The 21,025-nt window shown below is 65.4% G+C and carries 19 protein-coding genes and 1 pseudogene; 6 read left to right on the forward strand and 14 right to left on the reverse strand.

Annotated elements, in window-relative coordinates:
- Positions 1-40 precede the first annotated feature (40 nt).
- Together IP90_RS03790 and IP90_RS03795 are read right to left on the reverse strand one after the other, a co-directional pair.
- Positions 41-475: a hypothetical protein gene (locus IP90_RS03790; protein WP_144898303.1), complete on the reverse strand. Its 435-nt coding sequence runs from the start codon at positions 473-475 to the stop codon at positions 41-43.
- Positions 476-645: 170 nt separating this feature from the next.
- Entirely contained in the window at positions 646-1,035 is a 390-nt protein-coding gene (locus IP90_RS03795; protein WP_144898304.1) for a YciI family protein, read from the reverse strand.
- Positions 1,036-1,399: 364 nt separating this feature from the next.
- Here IP90_RS03795 and IP90_RS03800 point away from each other — a divergent pair.
- Positions 1,400-1,621: pseudogene (locus tag IP90_RS03800) on the forward strand (VOC family protein); the annotation flags it as partial.
- 105 nt (positions 1,622-1,726) lie between these two features.
- On the opposite strand, the gene IP90_RS03805 reads toward IP90_RS03800, so the two are convergent.
- Together IP90_RS03805 and IP90_RS03810 are read right to left on the reverse strand one after the other, a co-directional pair.
- Positions 1,727-3,217 carry a tetratricopeptide repeat protein gene (locus IP90_RS03805; protein ID WP_144898306.1) on the reverse strand — a complete coding sequence of 497 codons (1,491 nt, stop codon included), beginning with the start codon at positions 3,215-3,217 and terminating at the stop codon, positions 1,727-1,729.
- A gap of 158 nt (positions 3,218-3,375) precedes the next feature.
- Positions 3,376-4,518 carry an NAD-dependent epimerase/dehydratase family protein gene (locus IP90_RS03810; protein ID WP_144898307.1) on the reverse strand — a complete coding sequence of 381 codons (1,143 nt, stop codon included), beginning with the start codon at positions 4,516-4,518 and terminating at the stop codon, positions 3,376-3,378.
- 245 nt (positions 4,519-4,763) lie between these two features.
- On the opposite strand from IP90_RS03810, the gene IP90_RS03815 reads away from it, so the two are divergent.
- A complete protein-coding gene (locus IP90_RS03815) occupies positions 4,764-5,717 on the forward strand; it encodes a cation diffusion facilitator family transporter (protein WP_242007475.1) in 954 nt (317 codons plus the stop codon).
- 20 nt (positions 5,718-5,737) lie between these two features.
- Here IP90_RS03815 and IP90_RS03820 read toward each other — a convergent pair whose 3' ends face one another.
- Both IP90_RS03820 and IP90_RS03825 read right to left on the reverse strand, forming a co-directional pair.
- On the reverse strand, positions 5,738-6,496 hold the full coding sequence (locus IP90_RS03820; RefSeq protein WP_144898309.1) for an extensin-like domain-containing protein: 759 nt from the start codon (positions 6,494-6,496) through the stop codon (positions 5,738-5,740).
- 64 nt (positions 6,497-6,560) lie between these two features.
- Positions 6,561-6,989: a VOC family protein gene (locus IP90_RS03825; RefSeq protein ID WP_144898310.1), complete on the reverse strand. Its 429-nt coding sequence runs from the start codon at positions 6,987-6,989 to the stop codon at positions 6,561-6,563.
- A gap of 233 nt (positions 6,990-7,222) precedes the next feature.
- Here IP90_RS03825 and IP90_RS03830 point away from each other — a divergent pair, with 233 nt between their 5' ends.
- On the forward strand, positions 7,223-8,746 hold the full coding sequence (locus IP90_RS03830) for a phospholipase D-like domain-containing protein (protein WP_144898311.1): 1,524 nt from the start codon (positions 7,223-7,225) through the stop codon (positions 8,744-8,746).
- A 127-nt stretch (positions 8,747-8,873) separates the two neighbouring features.
- Here the strand turns inward: IP90_RS03830 and IP90_RS03835 are convergent, their stop codons facing one another.
- Positions 8,874-11,087, reverse strand: coding sequence for a peptidoglycan DD-metalloendopeptidase family protein (locus tag IP90_RS03835; protein WP_144898312.1), 2,214 nt, complete (start codon positions 11,085-11,087; stop codon positions 8,874-8,876).
- Positions 11,088-11,393: 306 nt separating this feature from the next.
- Here IP90_RS03835 and IP90_RS03840 point away from each other — a divergent pair, with 306 nt between their 5' ends.
- Positions 11,394-12,107, forward strand: a complete 714-nt coding sequence (locus IP90_RS03840; protein WP_199753387.1) for a hypothetical protein — start codon at positions 11,394-11,396, stop codon at positions 12,105-12,107.
- A 95-nt stretch (positions 12,108-12,202) separates the two neighbouring features.
- Here the strand turns inward: IP90_RS03840 and IP90_RS03845 are convergent, their stop codons facing one another.
- The 3 genes from IP90_RS03845 to IP90_RS03855 all read right to left on the reverse strand — a co-directional run bounded on the left by IP90_RS03845 (position 12,203) and on the right by IP90_RS03855 (position 15,017).
- Positions 12,203-13,045, reverse strand: a complete 843-nt coding sequence (locus tag IP90_RS03845) for an N-acyl homoserine lactonase family protein (protein ID WP_144898313.1) — start codon at positions 13,043-13,045, stop codon at positions 12,203-12,205.
- A gap of 89 nt (positions 13,046-13,134) precedes the next feature.
- Positions 13,135-13,908, reverse strand: a complete 774-nt coding sequence (locus IP90_RS03850; RefSeq protein WP_144898314.1) for a LytR/AlgR family response regulator transcription factor — start codon at positions 13,906-13,908, stop codon at positions 13,135-13,137.
- Positions 13,905-15,017: a sensor histidine kinase gene (locus tag IP90_RS03855; protein WP_144898315.1), complete on the reverse strand. Its 1,113-nt coding sequence runs from the start codon at positions 15,015-15,017 to the stop codon at positions 13,905-13,907. The genes IP90_RS03850 and IP90_RS03855 overlap by 4 nt, the downstream gene beginning before the upstream one ends.
- A 215-nt stretch (positions 15,018-15,232) precedes the next feature.
- Here IP90_RS03855 and IP90_RS03860 point away from each other — a divergent pair, with 215 nt between their 5' ends.
- A complete protein-coding gene (locus IP90_RS03860; protein WP_158635261.1) occupies positions 15,233-15,616 on the forward strand; it encodes a hypothetical protein in 384 nt (127 codons plus the stop codon).
- Between the two features lie 39 nt (positions 15,617-15,655).
- On the opposite strand, the gene IP90_RS03865 is transcribed toward IP90_RS03860, so the two are convergent.
- From IP90_RS03865 to IP90_RS03880, 4 genes are all read right to left on the reverse strand, one after another.
- The gene (locus IP90_RS03865; RefSeq protein WP_144898317.1) at positions 15,656-16,273 is read right to left on the reverse strand and encodes a hypothetical protein; all 618 of its coding nucleotides are present in this window, start codon (positions 16,271-16,273) and stop codon (positions 15,656-15,658) included.
- Between the two features lie 268 nt (positions 16,274-16,541).
- The gene (locus IP90_RS03870) at positions 16,542-17,000 is read right to left on the reverse strand and encodes a carboxymuconolactone decarboxylase family protein (RefSeq protein ID WP_144898318.1); all 459 of its coding nucleotides are present in this window, start codon (positions 16,998-17,000) and stop codon (positions 16,542-16,544) included.
- Between the two features lie 37 nt (positions 17,001-17,037).
- Positions 17,038-17,934: an RNA polymerase sigma factor SigJ gene (gene sigJ, locus IP90_RS03875; protein ID WP_144898319.1), complete on the reverse strand. Its 897-nt coding sequence runs from the start codon at positions 17,932-17,934 to the stop codon at positions 17,038-17,040.
- Between the two features lie 176 nt (positions 17,935-18,110).
- Positions 18,111-19,151 (reverse strand): S66 peptidase family protein, encoded by a 1,041-nt coding sequence (locus IP90_RS03880; RefSeq protein ID WP_144898320.1) that lies wholly within the window; start codon positions 19,149-19,151, stop codon positions 18,111-18,113.
- 360 nt (positions 19,152-19,511) lie between these two features.
- On the opposite strand from IP90_RS03880, the gene IP90_RS03885 reads away from it, so the two are divergent.
- Positions 19,512-20,996 (forward strand): hypothetical protein, encoded by a 1,485-nt coding sequence (locus IP90_RS03885; protein WP_144898321.1) that lies wholly within the window; start codon positions 19,512-19,514, stop codon positions 20,994-20,996.
- Positions 20,997-21,025 lie beyond the last annotated feature (29 nt).

The following is a 21,025-nucleotide window of genomic DNA, read 5'->3' on the forward strand; positions in this document are numbered from 1 at the left end:
ACGCCTGCGGCTAATGCGCCCTGCAAGATCTCTTTTCCGGCTAGTCAGCCAGTCTGTTGAATGCGGTGATCCCACCCGCGCGACCCGCATCCGCGAGCTCGTCGTGCAGTGCCATCGCCATTACCATCACGTCGCTGCCGACGGCGCCGGCGACTTCCTCGGTCAGCGCGAGCAGGCGTTGCAGCCGTTCATGCTGGGCCTGCAGCAGCCGCATCACGCGGATCTCGGCCTCCATCGTCTCGCGCACCTCCTCCACGCCGAAGTCCCGCGACAGCTCGCTGCCGAACAGCTCCAGCGCCGCCAGTACCTGCCGGCACAGCACCGGAGTGATGTGTTCGCACCACGGAATCACGCCGCGCTTGTCGCCATCGGCGTAGCGCAGCAGGTTGAGGATGACTTCCATCGATGCCAGTTCGGCATCGAGCGATTGCAGGCGTGACTCGGGCAGCACGCTGACGGTGTAGCTGGTGTCCATGGCGATGTCCTTTTCGTTGGCGTCCGGTCCGGGCCGCCCATCGGTGGCAGCCCGTTGCCACGGTAACGCCAGCGCCGGCGGCGATCCAGCATCGGAAAGGCCGCAGGCCGCGCCGTCATGGCATTGCACCGGATGCCTTGGACGGGCATCCGGCGTAATGCTGTTCCGCGCTACGAATCCAGCGCCTTGCCCGCGCCGCAGCCGTTTTCGGAATCCGGTTCCTCCACCTGGCGCACTTCGCAGTCGATGTCCCACTCCTCGCCGTGTACTTCAAGGAAGCGCTTGGACAGCTCGATCGCTTCCTCCTTCGACTTCGCCTCCAGCAGCGCGTAGCCACCGATCACTTCCTTGGTCTCGGTGAACGGCCCATCGACCACGCTGATCCTGCCGCCACGCAGCTTCAGGCGCACGCTGTCGGAGGTTGGCGCCAGTCCGGCGGCATCGAGCAACACCCCGGCCCGGGTCATCTCCTCCATCAACTTGCCCATGTCGGTCAGGAGCCGTTCGCTCGGCACCTGGCCGGTGTTCTCCTGGACCCTGACCATCGAAAGAAAGCGCATCGTCTGTCTCCTGTTCGTCACATGGCGCCGACCCGCCAGAGTGTTCTGGCGTCATGAAGCCTGCTCCTTTGCATGCGACGAACGGGACACCGGCGGATCGACATGCCCACGAAAAATTCTGGCTCCGTCTGTTGGGCGCACACGCTCCCACCATAGGGCGCATTAGCCAAAAGCATAATGCGCCGGATGACAGCGCCCGACATCCGCCTCGGTGCAATGCCCTTCGGTTATTGCGCCCTACGCCGCTGGCCTCGTCCGCGGTGGCAAGCGCCTCGCCATTGCAGCCGCCGATCTGATGCTCTCCGACGAATATCCCGAGTGAGACGCGCTCGGCCCGAAGACGCGTGACGGCGCGACCAGCAGCTTCATGATCTATGCCGACGACGCCGATGCCGCCGTCGAACGCGCGGTGAAGGCCGGCGCCAAGGTGGTGCAGCCGGTCGAGGACCAGTTCTGGGGCGACCGCATGGGCACCGTGGTCGATCCCTTCGGCCACAAATGGATGCTCGGCACCCACAAGGAAGACGTCAGCCCCGAAGAGATGCAGCGCCGCGGCGACGAATGGGTCCAGTCGCAGATGAAGTAGGCCGGAACCCGCCACGGGCGTGACGGCAGCCGCCAGATCCATCGCAATGATCCGAGGCGGAACCTGCATCGCAGGTTCCGTCGTGCCGGCAGGCATCCGGGGGCTCTACTTGATCGAGAGCCTTTTCTGGAGTGCGGCTGCGACCCGCGCCTGATTCGGCCAACGCTGGAGGTCCTTGTACTTCAGGAACTGCTCGACTGCATGCATGAAGCGCGGATCCTTGCGTTCATCCAACGACCAGGCGCGCAGGTTCCAGGCTTCGCCATTCAGTGGGAACTCTTCTGTAAGTTCAGAAGTACAGATATCGGCCTTCTCATACTCGTGCAGGTACAGGAAGCTCCGACAATAGTTCGGGTAAGCCGCTTCGCGTGTGGCTGGATCGCCCATGGCCAGCAGGAAATGCGGACGCGCCGCCGCCTCGCCATCGGTGTCCAGCAAGGCCAGTGCGAACACGAATTGCGCGTGACCGTCGCTCGGCGCTACCTGCACCGCGCGACGCGCATCGGCCAAGGCCCATTCCGGATAGCCAAGGTCTATCAGGAGGCTCGCACGAAGGCGCGCCTGCTGCGCGTAATGCGGCGAGAACCGCAACGCCTGCGACAGGTAGACAAGCGCCTTCCAATCCTCGTTCATCGTGACATAGGCGGTGCCCACTTCGCGGAGGAAGTTCGCATTGGGAGAGAGTTTCGTCGCGGGCAGCATGTCGGCGAGCTTCTTGCCCCAGTCGCTGCTGTTGTCGGCCTCGTACGCGATCCCCTGAGTCGTCAGGATGTACAGCATCGGGTTCTTCTTCGCATGCGCAGCAGCATAAGCTGCGACTGCACGCATCGCTTCCTGCGACCCGCCCCACTTGGGTTCTGCCGCCGAGGCCATTTCCTCGACCACGAAATAGGAAATCGGATCAGCCTGCAGGCAGGCAGCCGTCGCGCCTTGCTGCAGTTCTTCCGAGCTCACGCGGCCGATGGCGGCAAGTTCCACGCATGCAGGCAACATGCGTGCGTCTTCCCCCAATACTTCGCTCAACAGGCTGGCTGCGTGCAGGAAATATTCCTCCATCTTCAGCAATTTGGCGCCGGGCGTATCCCGGACGTACTGGCCGCCCCGAGCACGCCAGCCCTGTCGTGCTAGGACCTTGCCGGAAGCCATCTTCGCGTGGATGCTCTTGGGCGAGGCGGTGAGCCAGCGGGCGGCTACACGTTCGGCCTGGCTACTGGCATCGAAGACATGATATGCAATGAAAATCTGATCGCGCTGGGCGGGGTCCAGATAATGGGCCTCAAGCAGGCTGGCGAAACGCTGGTCAAGCTGCGTGGCGCCCCCGGGTTGATCCAGCAGGGTTTCCATCTGCGACAAAGTGTATGGCGGCGAACGCAGCAGCGCGCACCTCCCCTTGCCCGCGCCTTCAGGCCACTCCGCACCAGGCAAGTCGGGATAGGCCAGGCAGCGTTGTTCGAGATCGGTGAATTTCTCATCGGCCTTGCGCACCTCTGCGAAATAGCCTGCCCATTCCGCAGGTGGAGGTACCGCCTTCTGCTGCGCCCATGCCGAAGACATCGAAATCGGGGCCAGCAAAGCCAGCCATACCCAGAAGCGCATTGTGATCCCCTCGCGTTCCCCCGAACGCGCTTGAGCGCAACGCTACCCGATCCTGCATGGGGCGGCCAATACCCTGTCGTATTTTCCGCCCCCGTGCGGCAGCACCCCGCCGACGCGGCACGCGCTGGACGCTTCTCAGTCTCTCCCGATGGCCCGCCTCACGCCCCTTGGCGTGCACGCCACTCTTTCAACAACGCCGCTTCCTCTTCGCGGGTGATGCCCGCGCGCAACTTCGCCTGGCGCTCGGCCGGGAGGCCGTGGAACCAGGCCATCAGGTCCTTCACGGTCGTGTCGAACGGACGATAGGTGAGCCCGGCACCGATCGCGCGCGCGTTGCTGACGGCGCCGTAGCCCGCATAGGGGCCGCTGCTGTCCGACACCCATATCGGCAGTTCGACCTTCTTTTCTTCCAGGAATTCCGACGTGACATGCGTGTAGGTCGGCTTGCCGCCGGTGACGCGCTCGCAGCCCTGCAGCATGGCCTGCGTGGTCAACGGCTTTTCCGGGCCGACGGCATTGAACGTGCCGAAGGTCTGCGTTTCCGCCAGCCGGATCATCCATTCCGCCAGGTCGCGGCCGTCGATGATCTGGACCGGATCGGAACCGTCGCCCGGCACCAGCATTTCGCCGCCCTGTGCGACGCGATGCGGCCAGTACGTGAAGCGGTCGGTCTCGTCGCGCGGGCCGACGATGTAACCGGGCCGCACGATGGTCACGCGCTCGCCGAACTGCTTGCGTGCCTCGGCCTCGCTCAACGCCTTCAACGGGCCGTACAGGTTTTCCATGTCGGCGCGCAGCGTTTCCATCGTCTCGGCCATCGCGTCCTTGCCCTTGTAGGCCGCAACCGCCGCCGCCTCGGTCATGCCGGGCTTGCTGCCGTCGGCATAGGCCGAGATCGAGGAAATGAAAAGGTAATGGCCGACGTTGCCCGCAAGCACCTTGCCGGCATCGCGCACCCATACCGGCAGGCTGGTGGGGTTGTCGATGCACACGTCCCACTTGCGTCCTTCCAGCGCCTTCAGGTCGCCGGTGTTGCGGTCGCCATGCAGTTGTTCGACCTCACCAGGCCACTCGGGCGACGGCCGCTTGCCGCGATTGAACAGAGTCACCTTGTGCCCGCGCTCCAACGCATATTTCACCTGGAACGGACCGGTGAAGCCGGTACCGCCGAGGATCAGGATGTCGAGCGGTTTGGCGGCCTTGCCGACCGGCCTGATGCCTTGGGCGAAGGCGAATGGCGGCAACGCGGCGGCAGCGGCGGCAAGCGCGCTGAACTTGAGCAGGTCACGGCGGGTGGTCATGGGCGGCTCCCTCGGTTGGAGACGCACTCATACACCTTCATGCGCAGGCCGGCGCATGGCGAAAGTCGGGGGTCTGCGTCCGGTTATGCGGGTGCCAGGCCGGAAGCGTCAACGTCGCGCCACCGGCGCTGACTCGCCAGCTCCCGGCCGGTTTCCGCGCCCTACACGGGCTTCATCCCGCTCGACCGACAATGGACATGACGTCGCTGTGCGCCGCACGCCGACATCGACGGAGATACGAAGCCATGGCCAAGTCAACCGGCGACAGTCGCAAAGTGGTCCTCGCCGCGCTGTTCGGCAACGCCGCCATTGCGATCACCAAGTTCATCGCCGCGGCGATCACCGGCAGCTCGGCGATGCTCAGCGAGGGCGTGCATTCGCTGGTCGACACCTGCAACGAGTTGCTGCTGCTGTACGGCCTCAGGCGCGCATCGAAGAAGGCCGATCCCAGCCATCCCTACGGCTACGGGCGAGAGCTGTACTTCTGGAGCTTCATCGTCGCCCTGCTGGTATTCGCGCTCGGCGGTGGTATATCGATCTACGAAGGCATCACCCATGTGAAGCATCCCGTGGCGATCGAGCGACCGCTGGTCAACTACGTTGTCTTCGGTTTCGCGCTACTGTTCGAAGGCGCTTCGTGGTGGGTCGCGGTGAAGTCGTTCCATGCCGGCAAGGGCGAACAGTCCTGGTTCCAGGCCTTCCGCTCGAGCAAGGACGCCAGCACGCTCACCGTGCTGCTAGAAGACAGCGCCGCGCTGCTCGGCCTGCTGCTGGGATTGACTGGCATCACGCTCGCGCTTCTGCTCGATGAACCGCGCTTCGACGGTTACGCATCGATCGGCATCGGCCTGTTGCTGGTCGGCACCGCCGCCCTGCTCGCACGCGAGACCAAGGGCCTGCTACTGGGCGAAGCCGCGCACCCGGCACTGCGCGCGTCGATCATGCGCATCGCCGGCGACGATCCCGCGGTGCGCAGCGCCAATGGCCTGATCACCACCCAGATGGGCCCCGACAGCGTCGTGGCCGCACTCAGCGTGGAGTTCGAGGACGCGCTCGCCACGCCGCAGATAGAAGCCTGCGTCAACCGCATCGAGGCTGCGGTACGCCAGCACCATGCCGACGTGGTGGCGTTGTTCGTGAAGCCGCAGACACGGGAAACGTGGCGGGTGCGCTTCGATGCGCTGGCAACCGATCCGTGACGGCAGGCAGGACGAACAGTTCACCGGCAAACGTGCGCGGCGCCGCGGTCGAAGTGGAAGTGGTCCGCGTGGGCACGGTTGTAATCCGGGCCGAGGACGGCATCGAAGTAACGACATGCGCCGTCGTGCAAGGCCTGCAGGAAACGCGACTCGGCTGACGGGACAGCGCCGGCACCCGCGACTTCGTCGTCCGCCGTCCGCACGCGCGGCTGCCAATCGGCGACGACGCTGATGCGACGGCCATCGGCGAGCACGAATCCGGCGATGTCGAGCGCATCGGCGGTGGCATGCTGGCTGCGACGGCGACCCTGCTCCCCGTAGAGGTTCCGGCAGGCGTAGGAACCGAAATGCTCCAGCGACTTCACGCTCGTACCGAGATGCACGTGCGCGGTGTCCTGCAGCACATGCCGTTCCCACATCGCCAATGACAGTGCGGCGCGGCAACTCAACGAAAACGGCTCGCCGATGGCCACGCTGGTGCGCTCGATCCGCACGGCATTCTCGAAGCCGCATCCGAGACCGGTAACGCGATCCTCCAGCGGCACGAGCGTCATGCGCGCCTGCGCCAAGGCCGCCCGGCATGCCGCAGGATTCGCGGACGCGCGCGACAGCTTGAACCCGGTCAGCAGGTTCGGCTTGGCTTCGATCCGCAATGGCGCCCAGGGATTCCACCATTCCGGTATCACGATCCGCCCCGAGCGAACGCCCCACACTGCCAGCGCGACGAACAGCAAGGGCAGCCACCAGGCCAGATGGCGGAAACGTCGGAGATGGGCCATGCGGCGACTGCCTCTGCGAGGTCACGGGCCGTGGCGCGCCACAGCCCTTGTATCTCGGCCCTCGTCAGAAGGTCACTTTCACCGATGCCGCGCTGCGCTGCGACTCGCCGTGATACACGGCCTCGATGTTGTTGCCATCCGGATCCAGGACGAAGGCCGCGTAATAGCCAGGATGGTAGTCACGCTCGGCCGGGGCGCCGTTTTCGCGGCCGCCATGGGCCATTGCCGCGCTGTGGAAGGCGTCGACCATCGCGCGATCCCGCGCCTGGAATGCCAGGTGGTGCCGCCCGGTCAGCTCGCCTTGCGCCGCCTCGCTATCGGCCGTGGACACGAACAGTTCGTCGGCCCAGAAGAAATCGGGCCCCTCGCCGCCGATCGGCACCTGCATTGCTTCGAACACGGCGGTGTAGAACCTGCGGCTCGCGTCGAGATCGCGTACGACCAACTGGATATGGTCGATCAGGCGGCCGCGGTGAAGCTCGTTGGTTTCCATGAGCATTGTCCTCGACGGGGGAGCGGAGAATCTAGCGGCAGGAGTGTGGAGAAAACGTACTCGAACACTGCTTCCGAAGCGCGATCGCAGCAGTGACTGCGTGGCCAGGCAGCGAGTGGTCCAGGGTCGCGTCCTGCATCGCCCGCCGCCGCGGCCGCCCATCGCAGTGCCATGCCTTATCCTGAACACGGACGGGATGCTGTAGTCTCGCTCGCTCGGATCGGGGGAATCGCTTGCGCAGCACCATCGCACTCTCGTCATGCCTGCTGCTCGCGGCGTGCGCGCAATTGCCACCTCGCGCGGATCTTCCGCCAGAACTCGCGCCTGCGCCGGCAACCACCGGCGCGATCGCGCAGCGGCTTTCGGCGATGGAGGAGAGCCATCCGGGCCAGTCCGGCTTCCGCCTGGTCGCCGCGGGTTCGGATGCCTACGCCCTGCGCGCCTACAGCGCGGAGGCTGCGACCACCAGCCTCGATATCCAGACCTACATCTGGAAGGACGACCTGACCGGCAAGCTGCTGGCCCGGCATGCACTGCTGGCGGCCGATCGCGGCGTCCGCGTCCGCCTGCTGGTGGACGACTTCCCGACGCGCGTCCACAACGCCGGCTTCGCCGCACTCGATGCTCATCCCAACCTCGAGGTCAGGATCTACAACCCCCTGGCCAGCCGCAGCGGATTGCTGGGCAAGGCCGGCGAATTCGCCACGGATTTCCGCCGCCTCAACCACCGCATGCACAACAAGAGCTGGATCGCGGACAACCGTATCGCGCTGGTCGGCGGCCGCAACCTCGGTGACGAGTACTTCGACGCGCGGGCATCGGCGAACTTCATCGACCTCGACATGCTGATGGTCGGACCGGTGGTGTCGGAAGTCAGCGCCACCTTCGACGAGTTCTGGAACTCGCCCAGCACCTATCCGATCGCACAGCTCTCGCCGCGGGCCGTTTCGCCCGAGGCATTGCAGCGCTTGCGCGACATACTCGATGAGAGCCTGGCCGAACGCAGGGCCAGCGATTTCGAGCACGTGCTGCGCGAGGATCCGCTGGTACAGGCGCAGCTTGCCGGCGAAAGCTACCTGCGGTGGCATTCCAGCTGGCGCTTCGTCAGCGACGAATCGCTGAAGAAACGCGCGGACATGGCCGACCGATCGGAAGTCATGCGCGTGCTGCTGCCGGTGGTGCGGCAGTCGCAGCGCAACCTGCGCATCCTGACGCCGTATTTCGTACCCGCGGCGAACGGCACCGCGGAACTGATCGCGCCCGTGCAGCGCGGCGTGGCGGTCAAGGTGCTGACCAACTCGCTCGCGGCCACCGACGTGGCCCTCGTGCATGGCGGCTACATGCGATCGCGGCGCCCGCTGCTGCGCGGAGACGTGCAGCTGTGGGAGCTCAGGCCCGTCGGCACGGACGATCCGGAATACAGCCGGATGGGTGTCGCCGGCGCCAGCCTGCACACCAAGGCCATGGTCGTGGACGACGAGCAGGTCTTCGTGGGTTCGTACAACCTCGATCCAAGGTCGCTGTCGCTGAATACCGAGCAGGGCGTCCTGCTGACCGACCCGGCCATGGCGTCGGAACTGACGCGCATGTTCGAGGCCAAGCTGCAGGGCGAGCGCGCCTGGAAGGTCACGCTGCAGGACGACCGCCTGCGCTGGAGCGACGGCCAGCAGGTCTGGACGCGTGATCCGCAAGCCGGTGCGTTGCAACGGTTCCAGGCGTGGCTCGGCCGGGTATTGCCAATCGAATCGCAACTATGAAGCCGCGTAGGGCGCATTAGCCGCAGGCGTAATGCGCCGGATGCTGCTTCCTCCGGGGAACATGCGGCGCAATGCCCTTCGGTTATTGCGCTCTACGGAATCGATGCCTGCGCAACTTTCCAGGCGACTACGTGATGATGATCGGGCCGAACACGATGCGTCCCTGCAGCACGATGTTGTAGCTCACCCGGTGCAGCCAGGCGTCCGTGTCGCGCACGGCGACGTCGACCTGGATGCCGCTGAACAGCTTGTCGAGCGTGGTGTTGGAGAATCCCGTCGCCGTGACGAAGGGATTCGGGCGCCATACATCCACCGCGAAGCCGGAATCGACCGATTCGTTCTGGTTGAACATCGAACTGACGGCCGCGAACGGCGCCCATTGTTCGACCTGGAAGCCCAGCCAGTAATTGTTGCCGCCGGTACCCGGTGGCGTCGGAATGCCGTGCCTGGCGACGGCGTACTGCAGCGGGTTGAACAGGTCGGGCCGGATCGACACGGTCTCGCGGCGCCATTGCGCACCACTGTTGCCCTTCAGGTCGATGATCACGACGCCGGAAAGCACCAGCAGGAACTTCTGCTGCTCGATGTCCGGCTGCGCTTCGTTGACCGACAAGGCGGTGGGCGTGATCAGCCAGTTCTGGCCTGCGAAGGTGGTGGCTTCGATCATGGGTTTTTCTCCGGTGTATTCATGGGTGGTCGAACAGACGCAGCGTCCTGAATCACCATCCTCGAGCCGCACGCCGCTCATCGGCGTCGGCCGTACGCTCGCGTAAGGGTTGCCGTCGTGCAGCAGTTCCCGGTCGTGGATGGAGAAATGCAGGTGGTCGAGGACTGAATTGCCTGTGTCGTCCATGTAGCCGATCCGGGTGCCCGCCTCGATCGGCATCATTTCCGAGACGGGAATCCTGTTCGGGCCTTCCAGGTGCAGGTAACGCGATCGGAACCGGTGCTCGTCGACCGTATTGGCAGGATCCGCATGGTCGATCACGACCGTGTTGGATTCACTCGAATCTCCGGAAGGCTTGCCGGCATGTACTTGGACCACGATGCCCGCCCTCGCCGCCAGCACCGGCGTTCCACCACTTTCGTTGTCGTAGGGCACGAACTGGCGGTAACGGGTGAAGTCGATCGCGAACGCGTCTTCCGCATCGTGCGTGGAGCCCTGGTTGTAATAGAAGCCGCGTGGCCCGAATCCACAGTCGCTGGTCGAGAACAGTTCGGCCAGGATCGCGCCCGCAATGCCACCGAAAATGAATCCGCCCGCCGCGACGACCGCGAGGATGGCCGCCTGCTGCCCGATGAACTCGGTCAATCCGCCGGCCGTGAAGCACTGCCCATGCGGCCACGGCGCCAGCAGTTCGAAGGGCAGCGGATCGTTCTTCTGCAGCACGGCCGGGCGCCAGCGTTCGACCCACAGCGCATTGCCGCCCGTGATCGCGATGCCGGTCCATTGCCATCCGCGCGGCGCGCGCGTGATCAGGAAAACGACGTCGCCGTCGAACCACTTTCCACGCCATCCGCTGGTATGCAGGTAACGTTTGTCGCCGGAACCAAGCAGGGCTCTGCGCACCGTGACATCGCTGTCCTTCAGGTCCTTCAACAACTCGTCGAGGAGATCTTCGGTCTCGAATGCGGTATGCCCACCGACCGGACCCACCGCGAAATGCGTGCGGCTCACCAGCGCCTGCAGCTTGGCGGCATCGCGTCGTGCAAGTGCATCCGCAAGCATGTCGACGATATGGCGCTCGTCGGTGGCGAAGGTGGATGCCGGCAATGACAGTCGCGAAAGTTCGCGTCGTGCCAGTTGCGCGGCATCGTCGGTCCGCATCGATGGCGTATCGGCCGCCACCTGTCGATAGAAACCGGCCGCGTCATCGAGCCTGCCGGCCTTCTCCGCCAGCAGGCCAGCCTGGAACAACGGATTTGCATCGCCCGGCGCATGCCTGGCGAGCTCCTGGTAGGTCGCGATCGCGGTCGCGACGTCGCCGATCAACGCCGCTGTCTGCGCCTTGCCGCGCAGCGCGCCAATGACCGGATCATGCGCCGCCAGTAGGCGCCCGGCCGCTTGCGCCTGCTCGACCGCCGAGTCGTAGGCCGTAAGTGCTTCGGCCAGTTGCCCGTCACGAGCGAGGTTGTCCGCCATCCACAGGCGGAAGGCCGGCGCTGCCGGCGACTGCGGCTCACGCCGCGCCGCGGATTCCAGCGTGACGTTCGTGCGCGCGCAACCCGCTTGTGCCCGGCTCTGCAGCACCTGCGCGGTCAACTGCCGCCATTCGTGCGCGGACTTGTCGTCCAGCGATTGCGGATGCAGCGGACCGGGTTCTTCGCGGGCAGGCGTCATGTCCGCCACCCGCGTGCAGTTGTCCGTTCCATGCGACCTCCAGGCCGACACGCGGTCTTCAAGGTGAAGCGATCACTCAGACCAACGAGTCCCTTGCTTGAATCCGGACAACGGCGAACGTCTCTGTCATGCATGCGACCTGCCGACGGCGGCCAACACATCGGTCGCAGGCGTAAGACACAAGCCCGTGCGGGCTTTGCCCGGTCATGCGGTGCAATGTCGTCGGCCCATGAGGCGACCAGATGGGACCGTTCGATTACCCTTCCCGTTCACTCAAGCAAGCCGGTACGTCGGCCAAGGATCTACATGACAAGACTTTCATCGGCGGCGAAACGCTTCAGCCTCTTTGCGATCCTGTGGTCGGTGGCGTCCGTCGTCGCGGCGCAAACGGCTACCGAGCCCAAGCGCCCGTCCCTGGAAGCACTGGAGAAGATCATCTCCGACCGGACGCCGAAGATACGGGTGAATGCGGTGGACCACGAACGCATCACGGCAAAGCGGATCGACATCGTCGGCGATGACGGCACCATCCGCATGACGCTGTCCGCCAATACGCCACCGCCGATCATCGATGGCATCCAGTATCGCCGCGCGTTCGGCGTCTCCGGCTTGATCCTCTACGACGCCAAGGGCAGTGAGCGTGGCGGCTTCGGCGTGGCCGACACACCCGGCGGCACCGCGGCGGTGCTGGCGCTGGACCACCCGGCCATGGACGCCGTCGGCTGGCGCGTGTCGCCCGACGGCTCGGTCGCCTTCACCATCAACCAGGCGCCGCCGCTGATCCGCGAACCGGGCCTGGACAACAAGCTGGTTCCGGGCGTGCAGACATCCACCCGGGTGAAGCTCAGCGTCGCAGCCGATGGCACGCCCGCGGTGGCCTTGTCGGACGCCAACGACCAGGCCCGCGTGCGGATGACGGTGACGCCCGAAGGCTATGGCGCGATCGAATTCCTGGATGCGTCGGGCAAGGTCATCCATGTCCTGGCGCCGGAACGGGATTCGAAGCAAGCCGACACTTAGGACCCCATCGGTCGCAGCCGTGATGCGCCGCATGTCGCGTCTCCGGACCATCATGCGGCGCAATGCCCTGGGTTGTTGCGCCAGGGTGTCGAAGCTCATTCGGCCGCTTGCGGAAACGCCGGCAACTTGGCGACGTCCTGTTCCTCGTGCTGGATGATCAAGGTCGCGTCCAGGTTGCGCGCGAGTTTCACGAAACGATCCATCGATGACAAGGACTGCGCGCGGTCGGTGTTGAACGATGGTACGCCCGAGGACTCCAGGTTCTCGCGGAAGTGCACCACGTCGCCGGACAACAGCACCGGGCCATGCTTCGGCAACTGCACCAGCAGGCCATGGTGGCCGGGCGTATGCCCGGGCAGGTCGAGCATCACCACGCTGCCGTCGCCGAACACGTCGAGATCGCCCTTGACCTTTTCGAGCCTGGCGCCCTTCCCCAGCCATGGCGACAACAGTTTCGTGCGCGCTTCGTGGCCCGGCGTTCCGAGCACCGCGAAATCGCCTTCGCCGATCAGCAGCTTGGCCTGCGGAAAATCCGCGGCCTGGCCGACGTGGTCCAGATGGTAATGGCTGATGCCGATCATGGAGACCTGCGCCGGCTCGACGCCGATCCTGGCGAGCTGATCGACCACCGTCACGGCCAGCGATGTGGAATCGGCATCGCCTTCGGTATATGACTTGCCCAGATACTCCCTGGACAGGCCCGTATCCCACAGCAGGTAATCGCTGCCGTGCCGGACCAGGTAGCAGCTGCCGACGAATTTCCCGCTGCGGCCGACATAGGCGCGCGTATCGGACATCTCGTCCAGGTTGTAGGTCCACAGCGAACCGCAGTCCAGGCGCCATAGCCTGATGTCCGGTTTCGATGCCGGCGCGGCGGCGGCAAGCGACAAGGGAAAGGCCACAAGCAGCGCGGCGATATGGCGGAAGCTGGTTTTCATGGTGTTGTCCGTCGCAAGCTTGGAAGCCGGAATGACCTGAGGATCGCACGATAGGCATCGCTTCGCGCCATCCATCCTGCGGCAGCCGGTCATCCATCGCGCCGGGGCGATACCAGGCGCAGGAAGGTTTCATGCTGGTAGCGGCTCATGCGCAGCTGCTGCCCGGTGTCCATGGTGACGATGTGGTGGCCGTTGAACCAGGGATGGATCTCCTTGATGCGGCGCACGTTGATGATCGCGGAACGATGGACGCGGGCGAAATGGCGCGGATCGAGACGTTCGGCGAGCGTGGTCATCGTCTCGCGCAGTTCATGGACACGGTCGGCGAGGTGGATCTGCACGGTGTTGCGGCTGGCCTTGATCCATACGATGTCGTCGACGGCGACGAAGGCGACGTGCTCGTCGACGCGTACCGGAATTCGTTCCAGGTAGGCATCGCGCTGGCGCAGCGCATCCAGCGCCTGCAGGATCCGCGCCGAGGCCTGTCCGCCGTCGCCGGCGGACAGGCGCGCTTTCGCGCGGCGCAGCATCTCCGCGAAACGCTCGCGGCTGAAGGGCTTGACCAGGTAATCCACCGCGTTGGCCTCGAACGCGCGCACCGCGTATTGTTCGAATGCAGTGACGAACACCGTCGCGGGCATCTGCGCCGCGCCGATCGTGGCGACGACGTCCAGGCCGGTTATCGCCGGCATCTGGATGTCGAGGAAGACCAGGTCGGGCGAGCGGTCGCGGATCGCCTTGACCGCCGACACGCCGTCTCCGCATTCGCCAAGCAGCTCGATGTCGGCGTCGTCGCGCAGCAGGCGCACGATCGCATGGCGCGCGATGGGTTCGTCGTCCACCACCAGCACGCCGATGCTCATGCGGGCGCGTACTCCGGTGCATCCTCGGGTTCCTCGATCTCGCGCAATGGCAGGCGGATGCGGCAGGTCACGCCTTGCGGCCAGATCATGTCGAGCCGCAGCTGTGCCGCGTCTCCGTACAACTCGCGCAGGCGCAGCCGCGTATTCGACATGCCGATGCCGTGCCCCGCCGGGCCGGCCGTTCCAGCCTCGAGCGTGCTGTTGCGGTTGCGTACCTCCAGGCAGAGGGTGTCGCCTTCGCGCCGGCTCTCGATCTCGATGCAGTCGGCACCCACGCGCTGGCCGATGCCATGGCGGATGGCGTTCTCGACGATCGGCTGCAGGATCAGGCTCGGCACCGCGCAGTCGAGCGTGTCCGGCGCGATGTAGATCCGCGTGGTGAGCCGATCCTTGAAGCGCGTGCGCTGGATGCCGAGATAGAGGTCGAGCAGCGTCAGTTCCTGGCGCAGGCTGATCTCCTGGCCATCGTGGTCCTCGAGGAACGCACGCAACAGCTCGCTCAGGCGCAGCAGCATGTCCTCGGCCGACGGCGTGTCGTCGCCGATCAGGGTCACGATCGCGTGCAGGGTGTTGAACAGGAAATGCGGCTGCATCTGCGACTTCAGCGCCTGCAGCCGCGACTGCGCGAGTTCGGTGGCAAGCCGGTTGGCCTCGATCTCGCGGCGGGTCTTTTCGGCGTGGAAGTGCAGCACGTGCTGGATCGCGAACAGCGCCCAGTACGTGAACAGCCCGGTCGCCGAATGCATGCTGAGGAAATACCAGAGTTGCTGGCCGAACGAACTGGGTTCGAACGCCGTCGAGACGAAGGCACCGATCAGCAGCGCCATCAGCGTCACACCGATGCTCAGGGCCAGCTGTATGGCCAGGCCGCGCAGGCGCAGCGGCGGCTGGATCGGATAGCGTTGGGCCAAGCGGAACACCAGCGGCGCCAGTGCAGCCCAGGTATACCACTGGATCATTCCCCAGCGCAGATAGTCGAAGGCCGACCAGGTCCGCCCGTCGGTCGCGTCGTCCAGGAACCGCTGCACTGCGAACACGACCACGACCGCCATCCACAGGCCGAGATAACGCCACAGGCCGATTTCCATGTCGCCGAGGCGGACCTTCATTGCGTCGCATCCGGAGGGGGGCAGGTACATCGTAGCGCGGTGCCCACTGCTGCAAGGCATTCGCCGCGTGTCACTACGATTCGCCGCCCCGCCACGACGATTCGTCCCGGATCGCTTTCCCAACACGCCGACGATCCGGCCTGATGCCTGCGCCGACCGGCGTGTGTGGCCCGCTGCACGCCCCCGGCTTCCTCCCTCCAGCCGGAGATACCGTCATGCGCTCGATGAGCATCGTCGTCCTCACCAGCCTCGCGGCCGCCGCAGAAGTCCACGCCGGTCGCGCGCCCACGCATTACTTCGACCTGGTCAACGCAGCCCACGACAGCGTTGCATCGCTGGCAACCGCGCCTGCCGGCAGCGGTGCATTCCGAGAAATAGAGATCGGCGAATCACTGCGCGGCGGGTTCACGTCGGCCAAGGTCGAAATACCCGGTGCCGGATGCCTGCACGATTTCCGCGTGGTATTCCGCGGCGGTCGCACGTTGCTGTATCCCGCGATCGACGTCTGCCGTTACCGCGGCCTGCGTCTGAGCGCGAGGGACGGCAAGTCAGCGCCGGGCCGCGGCGTCGATGCCGTCTCCACCGGGATGGACGAATGATTGCTGCCGGAAACGTTCCGAAGGTCGGTTCGGCACGGCCTACTTCCTGCGCACGCCTATTCGTGCCTTCGCATTGGCCAGCGCCTGTTCCTGTTGCGCGGGCGAATCCGAGGTGTCGGCACGCTGCGCATAGATGAGCATGAGTTCCTTGCGCTGCGCCGGATCGGGCAGATGCACCAGGCGTACGAACGCCATGTCCGCAGGCAGCTTCAGTCCGTTCCGGGCGATCAGCTGCTCGACCTGCTCCAGGTCCGATTGCGCGGGCGCCTTGTCGTCCGCATGACGGATCCAGGTATCCAGGTGGAAGTCGAGGCCGCCTAGCCCGAGCTTCCGCGATTTGTCGTAATCGCCGGCATGACTCAGTTCCGGCCGGCTGTCGATATAACCTTCCGACTGGACCCAGTAGAGCCGGGTCACCACGCCATCGGCGTCGTGATCCGCGAACAGGTGCAGGTCGCAATCGGCATAGCCGTACAGCAGCCAGCGCCTGCTACCCAGGTACTTCGCCTCCTCCGGAACGGAGACGACGGCAGGCGGCTCGAACGAGCGCACTTCATTGCCGTTTGCCGCCAGCCGCGGCTCGACGGCGCACGCGCAAAGCGGCAGCAATGCCGCAAGCGCGATCGTGGTCCACAATTTCCATTTCGCAGTCGACATTGCAGGGCTCCCGCATGAAGTACCGCGGGATCATAAATGCGCCCAGCTGCAGCGCCGTGTAGCGTAGGTCATGTAAACCCTGCCGATGCATCGGGCATCGTCGAGCATCGCGTCGGCGAATCCGACGCGATGCTCGTCGCTGCAATCCCGGGAAGCTGAACCCGTCATAGGTTCCGCTCCTGGCACTACCGGACGCACGCGCAATACCCTTAGCTATTGCGCCTTTGGGGTGGACCGCTGGTACTCCACGACCTCGCCGGTGCAATGCTCAATGCATGCCGGGCTTGTAGGTTCCGCCGATCGTGCGGGCAGCGACGTTGATGCGATTGAAGCCGTTGATGGCGACCACCAGCAGGGTCAGGTCCACCAGTTCCGCTTCCTCGAACTGCTGGCGTGCCCGCTCGTACAGCGCATCGGACACCGCATCGTGCGAGGCCAGTTCGGTCAGTTCCTCGGCCCACGCCAACGCGATCTGCTCGCGCTCGCTGAACAGCTTCGTTTCGCGCCAGGCCGGCAGCACGTACAGGCGCTGCTCGGTCTCGCCCGCGGCGCGGGCGTCCTTGCTGTGCATGTCCAGGCAGTAGGCACAGCCATTGATCTGGGAAACACGCATCAACACCAGCTCGATCAGGGCCGGTTCCAGCCGTCCGGCGGTTTTTATGCTCTGGTGGAGAGCGACCAGTGGCTGCATGGCGGCGTAGTGGCGCGGTACGGAAAAACGGTTCATGTGGATCTCCTCGCAATGGACGGCCGGTATGGCCGATTCAATGCAAGGACGCGGCGGCAGCCGATTTTGTGACAGCTAAAAGCCTCGCCAGCTTTTCGGGGTGGCGCAGCGCATGGATCGCAGTGATGCGTTCGCCGTCGCACTCGATCCATATCGCCGCGAGCAGCGCATCGCCGGCGCGCATGATAAGCGCCGGCGCGCCGTTGAGGGTGACCAGTTCGTAGTGGACGCCAGGAAGTGCCGGGTTGCGCCCCAACTGGAAGTAGAGCCGCGCCAGCCGGTCGGCACCATGCAAGGGACGCAACGTGGCGCGCGCGACGCCACCGCCATCACTGAGATGCAGCGCGTCCTCGGCAAACAGCGCGCGCAGCGAATCGAGCGTGGGTTCCGACATCACGGCGACGAAGCGCTGCAGCAACCGCCGTTGCGCGGTTTCATCCACACGGAAGCGCGGGCGTCCCTCGCGCAGGCGCAGCTTGGCGCGGTGCACGCGCTGGCGGCACGCATCTTCGGTGATCTCCAGGATCGCGGCCGCCTCGGCATGACTGTAGTCGAACACCTCGCGCAGCAGGAATGCCGCGCGTTCTTCCGGGCTCAGTCGCTCGAGCAGCAGCAGGAACGACAGCGTCAGCGACTCGCCACGCTCGAGCGTGGCATCCGGATGCTCCGCGTCCGGCACCAGCGGCTCGGGCAGCCAGGGACCGGTGTATTGCTCGCGCTCGGTCTTGGCACGACGCAGGCGATCCAGCGCCAGGCGCGTGGTCACGGTGACCAGCCAGGCTTCCGGATCGTCGAGCGCGGCCAGCTCCTGCGCATGAAGCCGCAGCCAGGCGTCGTGCAGCACGTCCTCGGCGTCGGCCGGCGTACCGAGCATGCGGTAGGCCAGGCCGAAAAGGCGGGAGCGATGATGTTCGAACAGGGCAGTCGGGTCCATCGGCAGGATTCTCGGTCAACACAGGGCCAGGACGCACGAGCGGATGGATTCGTGACAGCCCATTGCCATCCGCCGACTCCCGTAGGGCGCATTAGCCGCAGGCGTAATGCGCCGGATGCCACAACCTCGGACACCACGCGGCGCAATGCCCTTCGGTTATTGCGCCCTACGCCGCGTCAACCCTGGAATACCGGCTCCAGCATCCGGATCGTCCCCGCATCCGCATCCATCTCCATGTTGCCGCCGACCGGCAGGATGAACTGCTGGCGGATGTGGCCGATCATCGCGCCGCGGTAGGCGGGAATCTTCAATGGCTTGACGTAGTCGTCGAGGATCTGCGACAGGGTCAGCGAGCCGTAGCCTTCGCCGGGATCGCATTCGGTGCATTCGCCGAAGATGAAGCCGGCGATCGTATCGAGCGCGCCCATCAGCTTGAGCGTGCTGAGCATGCGGTCGATGCGGTACGGCGCTTCGGACACGTCTTCCAGGAACAGGATCCTGCCGCTGAAGTCCGGCAGATACCGCGAGCCGGCCAGGGCGACCAGCACCGACAGGTTGCCGCCGACCAGTTCACCGCGCGCCTTGCCGCCGCTGAGGGTGATGGTGCGGTTCTTGCGCTGCACCAGCTCGTCGCCGGGATCGGACACGTTACGGTACTGCATCAGTTCGCGCTCGAAGAACACGCGCTGGAACTGGTCGACATTGAACCTGTTCCAGCTGCCCGCGCCGATGGGGCCGTGGAAGCTGACCAGGCCGGCCTGCGACAGCAGCGCGTTGTGCAGCGCGGTGATGTCGGAATAACCCAGCAGCACCTTGGGATTGCGGCGGATCATGCCGTAATCCAGCAGCGGCAGCAGGCGCGCGGCACCGGAACCACCACGCGCGCAGATGATGGCCTTGACCTCGCGGTCGGCGAACATCGCATTGAGATCGCCAGCGCGCTCGGCGTCGGATCCCGCCAGATGGCCCCAGCGCGACGCGAGGTGCGGGCCGAGTTTCACCTTGAAACCCAGCGCCTCCATCGCTTCGCGCGCCAGCTGCAGGTCGAACGGATCGTCCGTGGCCGCCGACGGACTGACCAGCGCAACGGTGTCGCCGCGGTTGAGCGGCGGCGGCAGCAATCGGCTGGACGAGGCGGCCAATGCATCGCCGCCACGCGCGAGCGGCAGCATCAGCGCCGCAAGTGCCGCGCTTCCAAGAAAGTGTCGCCTGTGCATGTCGTCGCCTACGGATCGGGTATCCGACGCAGGGTAACAACCGCTCCGGGAGCCAACAATCCGCACTCGTGGCGATGCGGCCCTGGCCCGCTGCTCCATGGCGGCAGCGACCTGGTGGACTGGCGGCTGGCTACGGACCGGATAGCACGAGCTGCGCACTGTTCCCCTGCCCGACCCTTCCCGGCCACGGCAAGCGCCTGTTCGATGGCCATGCGCAGGCGTCGGCATTCCGGCTCGAAGGGTTGAGAGCGCGTCCATCGGCGTGCCGTCCTTCCGCCTGCCGACCTATGGCTGCCCCCAGGTTGCATGCGCCCGGTCGGATGGCACATTGGCCTCTTGCAAGCGACGCGGGACGAGAACATGCGCATCGACGACGGCGGAATGCATCGCCTTGCACTGCATCACATGGATCGCCCCGAACTGCGCCGACCCTCGCACGGTTCGGGTCAAATTGACGGCGGCAAGGGTCATCCGCCCGAGCGCGACGATCTGGAATTCGGATACTTCGGCGCCGATGGTTCCCAGTACGCCCGGCAGCGCGAAGTGCTGCAGGAAGGCGAGGACGGCGCGACCTTCCTCCGCGAGCGTTTCTATCCGGTCAGTGGCGACCGACTGCTGTCGACGGATGCAGGGATCGACACCGTCGTGATCGAGACGGGCGATGGCGACGACGTCGTCGCGATCTTCAGCGGGCGTCCGAACGCCAATGGCGACCGCGTCGTCGATGTGGCGATCAACGGCGTGCTCTACACGCTGACCCTCGCGCCCGGTCAAACGCTGGAAGTGCGCACGAGCGACGGCGATGACGGGGTATTCGTCGATCCGGAGACCAGCGCTCTACTGGGCTCCGAGGGCGCGGATACGCCGGTCTACGTGGATACAGGCACGGGAGCCGATTTCACGACGCCTGGGGCCGCCGCGACGGATCCGGATGCAATCTCGCAAGTCGTTACCGCAGGCATCCCGCAGATTCTCGCGGTGGATGCCGAATCGCCACCGGCCGTCGTCGAAGCACCCACCTCTTCAAGCCTGCCTGCACCGCCCATCGCTGTCCCACCGTCTGCGCCCGACGCAACGACGACCGCGACGAGCGTGCCGGCGTCCTCTTCGGTATCCGCCAACCCGGTTCCTGCGACGCCAGCCATCACTACTGCGCCCGACTTCGTGCCGAATGCAGGATCTCTGGTGGATTCACCGGTGTTCCAGGTCCTGCCGCAACACCAGCAGGCCTTGTTGCGCGGCGGATTGGAAGCGGGCGGCGACAGCAGTTCGAGCTGGCTCGCGCGCGCGGGAACCCTGGTCGGCAGCGCCGAATTCCAGGCGATGACACCGGAGCAGCAGTCGGCGGCAATTGGCAGCCTGACCGTGGAGCAGGTTTTCCGTTCCGGCGGTGAAAACCAGCTGGTGGGCCCCTTCCCGTCGGCAGACGCCGCTGCGCGAGCCGCGCTCGATTTTGCGAACCAGCAGACGGCTGGCGACGACCTCGAACGCGGCGGACTGATTTTCTTCGACCCGGACAGCGGTTCGTATTACGTCAGCACGCCAGTCACCGGCGACACGCATGACATCGATCCAGCGACGTTCCCGGAGCCATCGGACATCAGCGATCTGCCGGTAGTGGCGTTCTATCACACCCACCCCGACATGGCCTCTGTCAGCGGCCTGCCACAAGTCTCTGTCGATACCAACGGGGATGGTTTCTCGGACGTTGATGTCAGTACGCTCGAAAGCGGCCGATACGGATCGACCGCCTACCTGGGAAGCTCGACCGGCATCGTGTTCAAGCTGGTCTCGGAGGGAACGAGCCCGGCCGATCCGACCGTGGACCAGGCCGGTATCCGATAAGGCTGGCTGACGATCGAGGAAAATCGTGC

Source organism: Luteimonas cucumeris (genome assembly GCF_007830035.1).
Taxonomy (GTDB): Bacteria; Pseudomonadota; Gammaproteobacteria; order Xanthomonadales; family Xanthomonadaceae; genus Luteimonas_C; species Luteimonas_C cucumeris.